This is a genomic window from Mycolicibacter sinensis (assembly GCF_001673565.1).
In the GTDB taxonomy this organism is placed as follows: domain Bacteria; phylum Actinomycetota; class Actinomycetes; order Mycobacteriales; family Mycobacteriaceae; genus Mycobacterium; species Mycobacterium sinense_C.
On record NZ_LZMF01000017.1, the window covers coordinates 20,790 to 35,470 of the forward strand.

The 14,681-nt window shown below is 68.8% G+C and carries 13 protein-coding genes; 5 read left to right on the top strand and 8 right to left on the bottom strand.

Going from position 1 to position 14,681, the window contains the following annotated elements:
- Positions 1-121: 121 nt before the first annotated feature.
- The 6 genes from A5648_RS02685 to A5648_RS02710 all read right to left on the bottom strand — a co-directional run bounded on the left by A5648_RS02685 (position 122) and on the right by A5648_RS02710 (position 7,767).
- Entirely contained in the window at positions 122-667 is a 546-nt protein-coding gene (locus A5648_RS02685; protein WP_065023070.1) for a GNAT family N-acetyltransferase, read from the bottom strand.
- 8 nt (positions 668-675) lie between these two features.
- Positions 676-1,569: a 5-oxoprolinase/urea amidolyase family protein gene (locus tag A5648_RS02690; RefSeq protein ID WP_065023071.1), complete on the bottom strand. Its 894-nt coding sequence runs from the start codon at positions 1,567-1,569 to the stop codon at positions 676-678.
- Between the two features lie 31 nt (positions 1,570-1,600).
- The gene (locus A5648_RS02695) at positions 1,601-2,251 is read right to left on the bottom strand and encodes a 5-oxoprolinase subunit B family protein (protein WP_065023072.1); all 651 of its coding nucleotides are present in this window, start codon (positions 2,249-2,251) and stop codon (positions 1,601-1,603) included.
- A gap of 89 nt (positions 2,252-2,340) precedes the next feature.
- A complete protein-coding gene (locus A5648_RS02700; protein ID WP_065023073.1) occupies positions 2,341-3,288 on the bottom strand; it encodes an ABC transporter substrate-binding protein in 948 nt (315 codons plus the stop codon).
- A 19-nt stretch (positions 3,289-3,307) separates the two neighbouring features.
- Positions 3,308-6,907 (bottom strand): hydantoinase B/oxoprolinase family protein, encoded by a 3,600-nt coding sequence (locus tag A5648_RS02705; protein ID WP_065023074.1) that lies wholly within the window; start codon positions 6,905-6,907, stop codon positions 3,308-3,310.
- A gap of 11 nt (positions 6,908-6,918) precedes the next feature.
- A complete protein-coding gene (locus A5648_RS02710) occupies positions 6,919-7,767 on the bottom strand; it encodes a TetR family transcriptional regulator (protein WP_065023075.1) in 849 nt (282 codons plus the stop codon).
- Between the two features lie 138 nt (positions 7,768-7,905).
- Here A5648_RS02710 and A5648_RS02715 point away from each other — a divergent pair, with 138 nt between their 5' ends.
- The 3 genes from A5648_RS02715 to A5648_RS02725 are packed head-to-tail and all read left to right on the top strand — an operon-like array spanning position 7,906 to position 10,922.
- Positions 7,906-9,117, top strand: a complete 1,212-nt coding sequence (locus tag A5648_RS02715) for an acyl-CoA dehydrogenase family protein (protein ID WP_065023076.1) — start codon at positions 7,906-7,908, stop codon at positions 9,115-9,117.
- Positions 9,114-10,142, top strand: coding sequence for a phosphotransferase family protein (locus tag A5648_RS02720; protein WP_065023077.1), 1,029 nt, complete (start codon positions 9,114-9,116; stop codon positions 10,140-10,142). Before A5648_RS02715 ends, A5648_RS02720 begins: the two co-directional genes overlap by 4 nt.
- Before the next feature lie 18 nt (positions 10,143-10,160).
- Positions 10,161-10,922 carry an SDR family NAD(P)-dependent oxidoreductase gene (locus A5648_RS02725; RefSeq protein ID WP_065023078.1) on the top strand — a complete coding sequence of 254 codons (762 nt, stop codon included), beginning with the start codon at positions 10,161-10,163 and terminating at the stop codon, positions 10,920-10,922.
- Here A5648_RS02725 and A5648_RS02730 read toward each other — a convergent pair.
- Both A5648_RS02730 and A5648_RS02735 read right to left on the bottom strand, forming a co-directional pair.
- Complete coding sequence (locus tag A5648_RS02730; protein ID WP_065023079.1) at positions 10,915-11,253, bottom strand: hypothetical protein; 339 nt, start codon at positions 11,251-11,253, stop codon at positions 10,915-10,917. The two genes, A5648_RS02725 and A5648_RS02730, sit on opposite strands and share 8 nt — an antisense overlap.
- A gap of 122 nt (positions 11,254-11,375) precedes the next feature.
- Complete coding sequence (locus tag A5648_RS02735) at positions 11,376-12,224, bottom strand: helix-turn-helix transcriptional regulator (protein WP_065023080.1); 849 nt, start codon at positions 12,222-12,224, stop codon at positions 11,376-11,378.
- A gap of 101 nt (positions 12,225-12,325) precedes the next feature.
- On the opposite strand from A5648_RS02735, the gene A5648_RS02740 reads away from it, so the two are divergent.
- On the top strand, positions 12,326-13,228 hold the full coding sequence (locus tag A5648_RS02740; RefSeq protein WP_065023081.1) for an MBL fold metallo-hydrolase: 903 nt from the start codon (positions 12,326-12,328) through the stop codon (positions 13,226-13,228).
- Positions 13,229-13,241: 13 nt separating this feature from the next.
- Entirely contained in the window at positions 13,242-14,645 is a 1,404-nt protein-coding gene (locus tag A5648_RS02745) for a carboxylesterase/lipase family protein (protein WP_082966299.1), read from the top strand.
- Positions 14,646-14,681: the final 36 nt, after the last annotated feature.

The window sequence follows — 14,681 nt, forward strand, 5'->3', positions numbered from 1 at the left end:
AGGAGTTCAGCGGCCAAGACCAGCGTCCAAACTTGGTGATCGAGGGATGGGCCCATCTGCGGCCCCTTTCCAAGCACGAGATGAGCACCCGAATCGCGCTGGCCAGCCTTGAGGAGTTGGGCTACCAAACGTCGCCGTCGCGCCAGTCGCAGGCCAGCTCAGCGGTGGTATCCAAGTCCAGCTCGACCGGCATCACGAATACCGTGCCGTCCTCATCGGGGGTGCGGACCAGCCCGGTCGGGGACAGCACCGAGGTCGGGCCGCGCCACGGCAACCAGCCCCGGGCGGTGTAGAGCCGGCGGCTGATCTCGGCCGAACTGAGCGCACCCAGCTCGAAGGCGCCGCGGATCACCTGCTCGCAGGCATCCAGCACCGCGGTGGCCAGCCCCCGCCCGCGCTGATCCTCCCGGACGGCGACGGCCTCGACGTAGCCGCAGCGCAGGGACCGGTCGCGGTAGAGCAGCTGACGCCGGATCACCGCACCGTGGGCGATCAGGGCACCGCGTTGCCAGATCAGCGCGTGCATGCCACCGAGCGCGTGTTGCCAGTCGGCGTCGGAGAATGCGTCCCCATAGGCCTCGATGACCAGCTGATGAGCGCCGCGGCGGGTCTCGTCGTCCAGATCGGAGGTGTGGATCAGGCGGGCGGTGCGGACCTTGCGAAGCACCCGCCGGCCTACCAGCCCGAGTGGGCGGACGGGTGCTGACGGGGCCGCGACCAGTGCATCCGCACGGTCTGGCCGGGCCGGACCTGCGCCAGGGTGTCGATGTCGTCCTCGACTACCACCCCGACCACCGGGTAGGCGCCGGTCACCGGGTGATCCGGGCCCAGGATGATCGGGAATCCGTTGGGCAGTACCTGGATGGCGCCGCGGTCGGCGCCTTCGGCGGGCAACTGCCGCTCCGGCCACCGGTATTCCAGCGGCATCCCGACCAGTCGCATCCCGGCCCGGTCGCTGTGGTTGGAGACCAGCCAGTTGGTGCGCACCATGATGTCGGGGTCGATGAACCAGTCGTCGCGTGGCCCCGGGGTCACCCGCAGCTCGACGACGTCGCCGGGGATGGTTGCCACCGGCGCCTGGTCGACCTCGGGGTACTCGCCGGTCGGTTCGCCGATCTGCAGCACGTCGCCGTCGCGCAACGGCGCCGGTCCGATGGCGGCCATCACGTCGTAGCTGCGCGAGCCCAGCACGGGGGTGACCTCGATCCCGCCGCGCACCGCAAGGTAGGTCCGCAGACCCGAGCGGGGCGAGCCCAGCGAGATCACCTGGCCATCGTGGGCGCGCTGAATGCTGTTGGTGCCGAATGAGATTCCATTGACTTCGGGGTCGGTGTCGGCGCCGGTGACCGCGATGTCGACGTCGCCGCCGTGGACGCGGGCGGAAAAGCCGCCGAACGCCACCTCGATGGTGGCCCGGTCGTCGGGATTGGCCAGCAAACGGTTGGCCAGCTGGTGCGAGCGGCGGTCGGCGGCCCCGGACCGGGTGACGCCCAGGTGGCCCAACCCGGGGCGGCCAAGGTCCTCGACCAAGGCCAGCGGCCCGGTGCGCAGTATCTCCAACGTGGTCATCGCAACCTCTCGTTCGCGAGTCCCGCGGCTCTCAGGCGGCCCGGAATTGCACGGTCAGGCCCGGTGTGAGCAGTGCCGGGCCGGGCCGTTCCAGATCCCACAGCACCGCGTCGGTGCGGCCGATCAACTGCCAGCCGCCCGGCCACTGGCGCGGGTAGATGCCGCTGAACTGGCCGGCGAGCGCCACCGAGCCGGCCGGAACGGCGTCCCGAAGTTCGGCGCGGCGCGGTACCTGCAGTCGCGGGTCGCCGCCGATCAAGTAGGCGAATCCGGGGGTGGAGCCGCCGAATCCCACCCGCCAGGGTGTTGCGGTGTGAGCGTTGATCACCTGGGGAACGGTCAAGCCGGTGCGTTCGGCCACCTCGGCGAGATCGGGGCCGTCGTAGACCACATCGATCGTCACGTCGACGGCGGCGTCGGGTGGCGTGGGCTCGATCTCGCCGGATTCGACGGTCAGCTTGGCCAGCCGGCGCCGGATATCGGTCCGATAGCCGGGCGCGGCCAGCCTCACCAGCACGGTGTGCGACGCCGGCACGATGTCGACCACCCCGGGCAGCGCCGCGGCGCTCAGGGCCGAGGTCCATGCCAGTACCTCGGCGGTGCGGTCGAACTGCAACAGCAGTGCGCAGTCGCCGTAGTCGAGGATGGTGTCGGCTGCCCTGAAATCCAACGTCGTACTCATGACTCTGACCGTAGTCACGCAAAGTGATCCAGGCCACAATTTTGCGGGCTATGCCAGAGCGGTCTTACCAAATGCGCAGAGTTGGGCCGCTAGCCGAGGATTTTGGCGATCGGTCCCGGCAGCTGCTGGGCCACCAGGGGGTAGCTCAGCGGGGAGGCGAAGGCGATCGCGGCGGCCTGATCCCCGGTGGTGAAGACGCTGCGCGATTCACACCCGGCGATGTCGGGATCGTCCAGCAGCGCCCGGCGTTCATCGTCGTTCTCGGTGGTCCAGATCAGCACGTCGGCGGCGGCGAGGGTGGCCGCGCGCCGGTCATGTTCGATGACCGCCGGCGTATCGGCGACGGTCAGTCCCATCCGGGAGAGGAACTCGGTGCGCCACCCGGTGCTGGCGGTGAGGTTGCCGCTCTCGAGGCGGCCCGCCAGCAACAGCACCTTCTTGTCCTTGAAGCCGGGGTGCGCGGCGGCGACGTCGGCGAACTTCGCGTCGACGCCGTCGATGAGCGACCGCATCTGGGCGCCCTGATGTACCGCTGTGCCGATCGTGTTGGCCTGGGTCTTCCACGGCTCGAAGAATGCGTCGCCGCCCGACTGCGGCACGGTCGGCGCGATCGCCGACAGCTTCTGATAGGTGTCGGCGTCCACCCCGGCGTTCGTCGCGATGATCAGATCCGGCTTGAGCTCGGCGATCTGATCGACGTCAATTCCGTTGTCCAAGTTGAGCACCGCGGGTTTGGCGTCACCCAGGCGCGGCTGCGCCCAGGGCCACACCGCGAAGGGCTGGTCGCCGAACCAGGCGGTGACGGCGACCGGTACGACACCCAGCGCCAGCAGGTCGTCCTGCCCGGTGTAGCCCGCACAGACCACCCGCTGGGGTGGTTCGGGCACGGTGGTCTCGCCGAACAGGTGGGTGATGGTCACCGGCCCCGGGGCGCCGGCGTCATCGGGGATCTTGGATGAGCAGGCCGCCAACAGCGCTGCGGCCCCGGCCGTACCGCAGAGCCCGAAGAAGCCGCGTCGGCTCCACTGGTCGCGCATCGCGTGAGATTAACGCTGTTCAGCGCGGTTCGCCATACCCGCCGCCGCCGGGAGTCTCGATCACCAGAATGTCGCCGGGCGCCACGTCGGTGGAGTCGCAGCCGGCCAGTTCGGTGACGGTGCCGTCGGCGCGCTCCACCCGGTTGTGCCCGATCGCCCCGGGGGATCCCCCGGCCATGCCGTACGGCGCGACGGTTCGATGTCCGGACAGCACACTGACCGTCATGGGCTCGCCGAACTCGATCCGCCGCACGCCGCCGTCGCCGCCGTGCCAGCGGCCGGCACCACCGCTACCGTGCCGGATCGCGAACTCACGCAACAACACCGGGAAACGCATCTCCAGCACTTCCGGGTCGGTGAGCCGCGAGTTGGTCATATGGGTCTGCACCACGGCGGCGCCGTCGAACCCGTCACCGGCGCCGGACCCGGAACCGAGCGTCTCGTAGTACTGGTGGCCGGCATTGCCGAACGTGACGTTGTTCATCGTCCCGGACCCCTCCGCCTGCACCCCCAGCGCGGCCAGCAGCGCCCCGGTGATCGCCTGGGAGGTTTCGACGTTGCCGGCCACCACCGCGGCTGGATATCGCGGTGCCAGCATCGTTGCGTCGGGGACCGTGATGCGCAGCGGACGCAGACAGCCGTCGTTGATCGGGATGTCGTCGACCACCAAAGTGCGGAACACATAGAGCACCGCGGCGGTGGCCACCGATGACGGCGCGTTGAAGTTCGTTGCCAACTGTGCCGAGGTTCCGTCGAAGTCGACGGTGGCACTGCGGGCGGCCTTGTCGACAGTCACCCGGACGGCGATCGTCGCACCGGAGTCCATCACGTAGCGGTAGTGCCCATCGTCGAGGGAATCGATGACCCGGCGCACCGCCTCCTCGGCGTTGTCCTGGACGTGACGCATGTAGGCCCGCACCACGTCCAGCCCGAAATCGTCGATCATGGCGTGGATCTCGTCGATGCCCTTTTGATTGGCGGCGATCTGTGCGCGCAGGTCGGCGAGGTTGGTGCCAGGGCTGCGAGAGGGGAACCGCCCGCCGGTGAGCAACGCTCGGGTCTGCGCTTCGCGGAACTGCCCGTCCTCGACCAGCAGCCAGTTATCGAACAGCACGCCTTCCTCGTCGAGGGTCCGGCTGTCGGCGGGCATGGAACCCGGTGTGGTTCCGCCGATCTCGGCGTGGTGACCGCGGGATGCCACGAAGAACAGCACCGGGTCGCCGGCGTTGGCCGAGGCCGGGTAGACCGGGGTGACGACCGTGATGTCGGGCAGGTGGGTTCCGCCGTGGTACGGGTCGTTGACCGCGTAGACCTGCCCGGGCCGCATCTGGCCGGCCCGCCGAGCGATCACCTCCTTGACGGTGGCGCCCATCGATCCCAGGTGCACCGGGATGTGCGGTGCGTTGGCGACCAGGTTGCCGTCGGCGTCGAACAGTGCGCACGAGAAGTCCAGCCGTTCCCGGATATTCACCGATTGAGCGGTGGCTTCCAGTCGAGCGCCCATCTGTTCGGCGATGGCCATGAACAGATTGTTGAAGATCTCCAGCAGCACCGGATCGGCGTCGGTCCCGGCCCGGTCCGCCACCGTCGCGGCGATTCGCCGCAGGATCAGCTGTCCGTCGGCGGTCAGGCCGGCCTGCCAGCCGTCGTCGACGACGGTGGTGGCGTTGTCCTCGGCGATGATGGCCGGCCCGGACACCACGTCGGCGGAGGTGATCTGCTCTCGCCGGTGCAGCGGCGCGTCCCGCCAGCGTCCGCCGGTGTAGAGCCGGACGAGTTCGGCTGAGTCCGGCGCGGTGCCGGATGCCACGTGCAGGGCCAGGTCGGGTTGTTCGGTCAGGCCGGTCGCCTCGACCGCGACCGCTTCGGCGATCAGCGGGCGCGTCATCAGGAACGAGTACACGCCGCGGTGGGTGCTTTCGAACGCCGCGGTCATCTGCTCGAGGCTGCCGAGTTCGACCGGGATCGAGGTGTCGGTGCCCTGGTAGCGCAGGTGGACCCGACGTGTCACCCGTATCCGGTCGGCCGAAACACCTTGGGCGGCAAGGTCGGCGCGGGCCTGCTGTTCCAGGTCGTCGGCGACGCCAGCGAGGCCGTCGGCGTCCAGCCGGGTCTCTGTCGCCCGCTCACGGATCACGGTGGTGTCTGCCAACCCGATGCCCAGTGCGGAGAGCACACCGGCCATCGGCGGTACCAGCACCGTGCGGATGCCGAGTTCGTCGGCGACCGCGCACGCGTGCTGTCCGCCGGCTCCGCCGAAGGTGGTCAGGGCGTAGCGGGTGATGTCGCGGCCCTTGGCCACCGAGATCTTCTTGACCGCGTTGGCCATGTTCGCCACCGCGATGCGCAAGAACCCTTCGGCGACCTGTTCTGGGCTGCGCGCATCGCTGGTAGCGCTGAGGATTTCGCCGGCCAGGGCGGTGAAGCCCCGTCGCACCGCCGCGGCATCCAGCGGCTGGTCGCCGTTGAGGCCGAACACCGCCGGAAAGTGCGCCGGTTGGATGCGTCCGAGCATCACGTTGGCGTCGGTGACGGTCAGCGGTCCGCCGCGCCGGTAACAGGCCGGGCCCGGATCGGCGCCCGCAGACTCCGGCCCGACTCGGAACCGGCTGCCGTCGAAGTGCAGGATCGATCCGCCGCCGGCGGCGACGGTGTGGATGTGCAGCATCGGAGCCCGCAGCCGCACTCCGGCGACTTCGGTGGTGAACACCCGCTCGTAACCGCCGGAATCCGCGCTGTAATGCGAGACGTCGGTGGAGGTTCCGCCCATGTCGAACCCGATCACCGAGTCGAATCCGGCCAGCGCCGACATCCGCACCATGCCGACGATTCCGCCTGCCGGGCCGGACAGGATCGCGTCCTTGCCGCGGAAGTGATCGGCAGCGGCCAGGCCTCCGTTGGACTGCATGAACTCAAGGCGCACCCCGTGCAGCTGCTCGGCGACCTGCGCGACGTAGCGGCGCAACACCGGCGACAGGTAGGCGTCGACGACCGCGGTGTCGCCGCGCGGAATCAGCTTCGGCAGCGGACTGACTTCACCCGACAGCGAGACCTGGGTGAAGCCCAGTTGCTGCGCCAGCGCGCCGATCGCCCGCTCGTGCGCGGGATTCCGGTAACTGTGCAGGCACACCACCGCCAGCGCACGAATCCCGTCGGCGTGCGCCGCGCGCAGCTGGGTACCCAGGGTTTCCAGGTCCGGTGCGCGCAGGACGCTGCCGTCGGCGCCGATACGTTCATCGACCTCGATGACGCGTTCGTATAGCTGCTCGGGCAGCACGATGTGCCGGTCGAAGATGCGGGGCCGGTTCTGGTAGGCGATGGCAAGCGCGTCGCCGAAGCCGCGGGTGATGACCAGCAGGGTGCGTTCCCCGGCGCGCTCCAATAGGGCGTTGGTGGCCACCGTCGTGCCCATCCGCACCGCGTCGATGGTGACGTCCGGGATGGGCGCGGCGTCGGGAATCTGCAGCAGGGCGCGGATTCCGGCCACTGCGGCGTCGCGGTACTGGGCCGGGTTCTCCGAAAGGAGCTTGTGGGTGACCAGTCGCCCATCGGGGCGCCGGGCGACGATATCGGTGAAGGTGCCGCCCCGGTCGATCCAGAACTGCCACGTCGTCGACACGGCTCACATTGTTACTCGGTGAGCAGCGATACCGCGAAGTCGGCGTAGATGCGGGCGGTTGCCTCCGGTGTTGCCGGACCGGCGGCGTTGAACCACTGCGGCAGCGAGGTGCACATCGTCGCGATGGCGCGGCCGGCGATGCGGCGGTCTGCGACAACGACGTCCCCTTCGCGCGATGCGCGGTCTATGGCGGCATCCAGGGTGTGCTGGAGCTGGTTGCGGGAGTTGGCGATGCGCTGCCGATTCACCGGGGTCAGGCTGCGCATCTCGCTGGCTCCGATGAACGCCAGCTTTTGCCGGTGAGTGTGGAACAGTGCCAGCGCTTCGACGATGCGCCGCAGCTCTTGGATGCCGGTTGGCGCCCCGGCACGGGCCGCGTCGACGCGCCAGTGCAGTTCGGTCATGGTCAGGTCCAGGATCGCCACCAGCAGCGTCTGCTTATCCGGGTAGTGGTGGTAGATGCCCGGAACGCTCATCCCGGCGCGTGCCGCCAGATCCCGCATCGTGCTGCCGTGATAGCCGGTTTCGACGAAAGCGTCGATCGCCGCGGTCAGCACACCGTCCAGTGCCAGCGGTGGAAACGTTCGCCAGTCGCCGTGTGGGATCCCCGAATTCGCCGCCAAATTCTCCGAGCTAGTCGCCGGCACTTCGATATTGCCCTCCACGAGCTGGGCGGCCGTCACGCCCAATGCCTGCGCGTACTGCTGCAGCCGAGTCACTGTGATTCCGGTCTTACCGTTTTCGACGGCACTCACCGTCGCCGCGCTCGCCCCCAAACGCTGCGCCAGCTCCCGGACGGTCAGCCCGCGCCCCTGGCGGGCCGCGCGGATCGCAACGCCGCACTCCAACGGTCCGGTCACACCACCTCCATGTTCAGGAATTCTGAACTATAGCGCGCGGGAAGTGCGCTGCCAACGCCGCGTTTTGACTGGTGACAGCTTCTATGTCAAAGTCCGTACTGCCCGGGCCGAGTGATCGGTCGGTCAGAATGGAGTGACATGGCAATCGAGCTGAGCTACTCGCCGGATGTGACGGCGTTGGTCGAACGCACCCGGGCGTTCATCGAGGACGTCGTGCTGCCTGTCGAGGACCGGTTCGGCGGGGACATCGCGGCCGCCGGCGGCGACACGGTGATCAAGGAACTGCAGGCAGCGGCCCGGGAAGTGGGAGTGTTCGCGCCCCACGCCCCCATCGAGTACGGGGGCCTGGGCCTGAACATGTCCGATCGCGCGCCGGTGTTCGAGGCCGCCGGATATTCCCTGTTCGGTCCGGCCGCGGTGAACATCGCGGCCCCGGATGAAGGCAACGTCCATCTGCTGGCGGAGGTGGCCAGCCCCGAACAGAAGGCTCGCTATCTGGCCCCGCTGGCGGCCGGCGAGGTGCGGTCGGCGTTCGCGATGACCGAGCCGGCCCCGGGAGCCGGCTCGGACCCGGCGGCGCTGGCGACCACGGCGCAGCGCCGCTCGGGAGACTGGTACATCACCGGCCGCAAGTGGTACATCACCGGTGCTGACGGCGCCGCCTTCTTCATCGTGATGGCCCGGACGTCCGGGGAGGCCGGGCAGCGTGGCGGCGCCACCATGTTCCTGGTTCCCGCCGACACCCCCGGCCTGACCGTCGGCCGGCACATCCCGACCCTCGACCGGTCCATGGTGGGCGGGCACTGCGAGGTGCTCTTCGACGACGTTCGGGTTCCCGAGGAAGCGGTGCTCGGCGAGGTGGACCGCGGCTTCGAGTACGCCCAGGTCCGCCTTGGCCCCGCGCGCATGACGCACGTGATGCGGTGGCTCGGCGCGGCGCGCCGCGGTCACGACACCGCGCTGGCTCATGTGGTGGAGCGTCAGGCGTTCGGCTCGGCGCTCGGCGATCTGGGCATGATCCAGAACATGGTGGCCGACAACGAGATCGACATCGCCGCCACCCGCGCGCTGCTGGTGCGGGCGTGCTGGGAACTGGATCAGGGCGGCAACGCCGGCGATGCGACGTCGATCGCGAAGACCTTCGCCGCCGAGGCGATCTTCCGCATCGTCGACCGCAGCGTGCAGATGTGTGGTGCGCTCGGCGTCACCGAGGACCTGCCGCCGGCGCGGCTGTCCCGGGAAGTACGCCCGTTCCGGGTCTACGACGGGCCCTCGGAGGTACACCGCTGGGCGATCGCCAAACGGCGCATCGGCGCGGCCCGGCGAGCGCTCAAGGCGTCCCCGCGGTGACGGTCGATGGACTGGACCCGGCTGCGCTGCGCCACTACCTCATCGCACACGACGTACCGGTTCGCGGCGACCTGGCCGTCGAGCTGATCGCCGGCGGACGGTCCAACCTGACCTTCAAGGTCAGCGATGAAGTGTCGGCGTGGGTGGTCCGCCGGCCTCCGCTGGGTGGCCTGACGCCGTCGGCCCATGATGTGGGTCGCGAATTCGTGGTCACCCGAGGCCTGTTCGGTACGGGGGTGCCGATCGCGGAGCCCATCGCGTTCGACGCCGACGGCACGGTGTGCGGTGCTCCGCTGACGGTAACCGAGTTCGTGACCGGCCGGGTATTCCGGCACAAGGACGATCTCGGTGTTCTCGCCGATGAGGAACTGGCCGCCAACGCCTCCGCGCTGGTGCGGATACTCGTCGACCTGCACGCGGTCGACTATCGGGCGGTAGGGCTCGAAACTTTCGGCAGGCCAGCGGGTTTCCTGGAACGCCAGGTTCGGCTATGGGCCCGCCAGTGGGAACTGGTCAAGACGCGCGGCGATGACGACGCGGTGGACGGCGATGTGGCGAAGCTGGCCGCCGCACTCGCCGAGGCCATCCCGCGGGCCTCGGAGTCCTCGGTCGTGCACGGCGACTTCCGAATCGACAACACCCTCTGCGATACCGAGCAGGCCGGGGTCATCCGGGCGGTCGTGGACTGGGAGCTGTCCACGCTCGGCGATCCGCTCACCGATATCGCGCTGATGTGTGCCTACCGGTCGCCCGCGTTCGATCTGGTCTTCGGCCACCCCGCCGCGTGGACCAGTTCCCGGCTGCCGTCCGCCGATGACCTCGCCGAGCAGTACGCCCAGCTTTCCGGACGCGACCTGGCGCAGTGGAGCTTCTACCTGGCGCTGGCGAACTTCAAGATCGGGGTCATCGCCGAAGGGATCACCCATCGGGCCCAGCACGGGGCCGGAAACGTGCTGCACGCCGATGAGGCGGCGCAGGCCGCGCCGGAGTTCATCGCCGCGGCCCGAAAAGCATTGAACAGCTGACTGAGAAAGGTGAGACGGGTGGGCGTATTGGACAAATTCCGTATCGACGGCCGGGTTGCAGTGGTGACCGGGGCGTCCTCGGGCCTCGGTGTGTATTTCGCTCGGGCCCTGGCCGAGGCCGGCGCCGACGTCGTGCTGGCCGCGCGGCGAGTGGACAAGCTCGCCGATGCCGCCGAACTGGTCGCCGCGACGGGGCGCGCGGCCTTGCCGGTGGCCACCGATGTCGCCGACCCGGCGGCGGCGACCGCCATGGTGGAGGCCGCCATGGAGCGCTTCGGCCGGGTCGACGTGCTGATCAACAACGCCGGTATCGGCACCGCACACCCCGCCACCCGGGAAACGCCGGAGCAGTTCCGTGAGGTGATCGACATCAATCTCAACGGGGCCTACTGGGCCGCGCAGGCGTGCGGCCGGGTGATGGGACCGGGCTCGTCGATCGTCAACATCTCCAGCATCCTGGGCCTGACCACGGCGGGACTGCCGCAAGCCGCGTATGCCGCCAGCAAGGCCGGGCTCATCGGACTCACGCGAGACCTGGCTCAGCAGTGGGGGAGCCGGAAAGGTATCCGGGTCAATGCGATCGCGCCCGGCTTCTTCGCCTCGGAGATGACCGACCAGTACCGTCCGGGCTACCTGGACAGCATCTCCCACCGCATGGTGCTGGGCCGGATGGGAGACCCCGAGGAACTCGCGGCCACCGCGGTGTGGCTGGCCTCCGATGCCGGCGGCTACGTCACCGGGCAGACCATCGCCGTCGACGGCGGCTTCACGATCAATTGAGGTCGGAGAATCGGATCGGGTCCTCCGGGCGATCGTAATGCGCGTACCGCGCCTCCTCTTTTGTCACATCGTCGTACCCGCTGAACTGCACCGCCAGTTCGTCGGCGAAAAGCAGCAGCTGCTTGGACTTGAGGATCTGCGGGTCGTCGATGTCGAAGACGCGGGGCGGTGCGTCGTCCAGTGCGCGTTGCAACCTGGCCAGCACCGCCTCCTGCCCGGGCCGGAAGGCTTGCAGGGCCGCGCCCACGGCCGACGGTTCGGCCCGGGCGAGCTCGGGGCCTTCCGCGCGGGTCTCGTTGTTGAACTCCCGGATCACCAAATAGAAGGTCACGGTGGTGAGGCTACTGGGTGACGCCGTCCGGATTCGGGCGTGGCACGAGCGTCGGCGAACGCGTTGGCGCGGAACTGGACTGGGCGTGCATCGCCGAGGTCACTCAACGACGCACCGGCTGCTCACGGCGCGATCAACCGGCTGAGCAACTCGAGTGAATCCTGCGCGCCCGAGCCGGGTTCGGTGGTGACCACCACCACGGACTGCTCCGGCGAGTGGGCCACCTGCAGGGTTTGCTGGGTGACGGTGACCTCACCGACCAGCGGGTGGCGTAGCCGGTAGGTGCCGCCGGTGCACGGCCTGACCCGGTGATCGCTCCACAGCGCGGTGAACTCGGCACATTGCACCGACAGCTCACCAACCAGTGACGCCAGCGCTGCGTCGTCGGGGTGGCGGCCGGCGGCCGCACGCAGGCTGCCGACGACAGTGCGGGCCTTACGGTCCCAGTCCGCGTACAGCTCGCGGGTATGCGGGTCGAGGAACAGCATCCGGGCCAGATTGGGTCGCTCGGCGGGGCGGTCGGGGGCGGTGCGGTCGGTGTGTCCGGCCAACAGCGCATGGCCCAGCGGATTCCAGGAGAGCACATCGGTGCGCCGTCCCAGCACCAGCGCCGGCGTGTCCCCGAAGGTCTGCATCAACTCTCGCGTCCACTGGTGGACACGTTCCGGCGGTGGGCGCTTGAGGGGGCGCGGGCGTTGCGCGGCGAGTTCGTGCAGGTGCGCGTGCTCGTGCGCGTCCAGCTGCAGCGCTTTGGCTAGCGCATCGAGTACTGCCCCCGAGGCGTTCACCGACTGTCCCTGTTCCAGACGGGTGTAATAGGACACGCTCACCCCGGCCAGCTGGGCGAGTTCCTCGCGGCGTAACCCTGCCACGCGCCGCTGGTTCACCGTTTCGAGCAGACCCACCTCGTCGGGTCGAAGCTGCGCGCGCCGGGCCCGCAGGAACTCGCCTAGTTGCCCGGATACCGCCACTTGACCCACTATGCCAGCGGCCGAGGACGGCAGCCTGTCCCTACCAGTGGTAGCCAGTGCAGGGGCTGGTTCGCGGGTCCCGGACTCGGCACTCTGGCCGCATGAACGAAATCGTGTTGGGTGACGTCAGCATCACTCGCGTCGTCGAGTACTACGGATCGGTGGCGCTTTCGCCGAGTGACTTCTTCCCGGACCTCCCAGCCGAGGCTTGGCGCCACAACAAGGAGTGGTTGGTTCCCGATTTCGTCGCTGTCGGAGCGGATACCTGCATCAGCGCGATCCAGACCTGGGTGTTGCGCAGCGAGGGCAAGGTGATCCTGGTCGACACCGGCGTCGGGAACCACAAGGAGCGACCGAATTCGCCGATCTGGGATCATCTGGATACCGATTTCCTCGGCGGGCTTGCCCGGGCCGGGGTGCGGCCTACCGACGTCGACCTGGTGATCAACACCCACCTGCACGTCGATCACGTGGGTTGGAACACCCGGCTCGACGGCGGTGACTGGGTGCCGACCTTCCCCAACGCGACCTACCTGATCCCCCGGGCCGACTTCGACTTCTGGAATCCGGTCAACAGCGGTCAGGACGAGCGAGTCCGGGTGAACAGCAACGTGTTCGAAGACAGCGTTGCTCCGATCCACGGCGCCGGGCAGGCGCTGCTGTGGGACGACGCCCACACCATCGACGCCAACCTGCGCCTGGACCTGGCGCCGGGTCACACCCCCGGGTCATCGGTGCTTTCGCTGCAGTCAGGCACCGACAGAGCTGTGTTCGTCGGGGATCTGCTGCACAGCCCCATGCAGTTTCTGCATCCCGACGCCAACAGTTGCTTCTGCGTCGACGCCGCCGCCTCCCGCACCACCCGGCGTCGGCTGCTCGGTCGCGCCCACGACAGCAACGCCCTGGTGCTTCCTGCTCATCTGGGTGGGCACGGCGGAGCCGAAGTTATCCGTGACGGAACGGGTTTCGCCATCAAGGCGTGGGCACCGTTCGGCAGAATCTGAAACCGTCGACACCATGTCCGATCCGATCGTGGCCACCGAGTCCGGAGCGGTGCGCGGACACCGGGTAGGTGGCATCCATTGTTTTCTGGCGGTCCCATACGCCGCACCGCCGCTCGGAGCCGGCCGATTTGCACCGCCTGTCGCCCACCCGCCCTGGGCGGGTGTGCGAGATGCGACCCGACACGGGCCGACCGCCCCGCAACCGCGCCGCGACGGGTTTGGGGCCCTCGACATGTCGCCGTACTTCGGTCCGGGATGGATTCGCGGTCACGACTACCTCACACTCAACATTTGGAGCCCCCCCACCGTGGATTCCAGTCCGGTGATGGTGTTCGTCCATGGCGGCGGCTTCGTTGCCGGCTCCAACCGTGCCGCGTTGTACGACGGAGCGGCCTTCGCCCGCGACGGCGTGGTTATGGTGACGGTGAACTACCGGCTGGGTATCGCAGGGTTCCTGGACCTTCTGGATGCGCCCCGTAACCGAGGCCTGCTCGACGTCCTGGCCGCGCTCGCCTGGGTGCGTGACAACATCGCTGCATTCGGCGGCGATCCGGCCAACGTCACGCTGTTCGGGCAGTCCGCCGGTGCGACCATTGTCGGCGCCGCTCTCGCCACACCCGAAGCCGACGGGTTGATCCGGCGCGCGATAACGCAGAGCGGAAGTGGGCTGCGCGCGTTCTCCGGCGAACAAGCCGAGCGGGTCGCCCTGGCGGCTGCTACCGCCCTCGATGTCGCGCCGACGGCAGCCGACTTCGGCGCCGTCGCCGATGACGACCTCATCGCGGTCATGCCCGCGCTCACCGGCCTTGATCTCGCAACGGTCGACCGAATGGACCCGCTGGCCGGGCTCAGCCCATTGGGCGTTGTCTCGGATCGTCGGCCCGCCGAACACCGGCTCGCGCCGGTTGATCTGCTGGTTGGCACCAACACCGAGGAAGCCAACCTGTATCTCGCACCGCAGGGAGCGCTGACGTCCTCGACCGACCGGGAAGTTCGGGATACCGCGGCGTTGGTCCATCCCGATCCCGACGCGCTGGTGGCGTCGTACCGGGCCGCACTGCCGGGCGTCGCGCTCGGGCAGTTGCGTTCGACGATCCTCGCCGACGCGCTGTTCCGGATTGGCAGCCGTGAGCTGGCCGAGGTGCATGGTAATGCTTACGGCTACGAATTCGCTTGGCAGTCAAAGGCGCTCGAGGGGCGGCTGGGCGCTGCACACGCGGTGGAGCTGCCCTTCGTGTTCGACCGGCTCGATCTTCCCGAGTTGCGTGGATGTCGGGGCCTGCTCGGCGCCGGCGAACCGCCGAAGTCACTGGCCGCAGAGATACGCGCGTGCTGGGTGTCGTTTGCGCGCAGCGGAAACCCGGGCTGGCCACCGCTAGGCCGCAGTCAGAGGGTCCATCGGTTCGCTGCCCGATAGGCCGTCGGTCTCTGCTGTACCAAGCTAGGTACTCTG

Bases quoted from the DNA above. Each gene is read 5' to 3' on its own strand.
- A5648_RS02695 (WP_065023072.1), bottom strand. From the start codon at position 2,251: ATGAGTACGACGTTGGATTTCAGGGCAGCCGACACCATCCTCGACTAC.
- A5648_RS02690 (WP_065023071.1), bottom strand. From the start codon at position 1,569: ATGACCACGTTGGAGATACTGCGCACCGGGCCGCTGGCCTTGGTCGAG.
- A5648_RS02745 (WP_082966299.1), top strand. From the start codon at position 13,242: ATGTCCGATCCGATCGTGGCCACCGAGTCCGGAGCGGTGCGCGGACAC.
- A5648_RS02700 (WP_065023073.1), bottom strand. From the start codon at position 3,288: ATGCGCGACCAGTGGAGCCGACGCGGCTTCTTCGGGCTCTGCGGTACG.
- A5648_RS02740 (WP_065023081.1), top strand. From the start codon at position 12,326: ATGAACGAAATCGTGTTGGGTGACGTCAGCATCACTCGCGTCGTCGAG.
- A5648_RS02715 (WP_065023076.1), top strand. From the start codon at position 7,906: ATGGCAATCGAGCTGAGCTACTCGCCGGATGTGACGGCGTTGGTCGAA.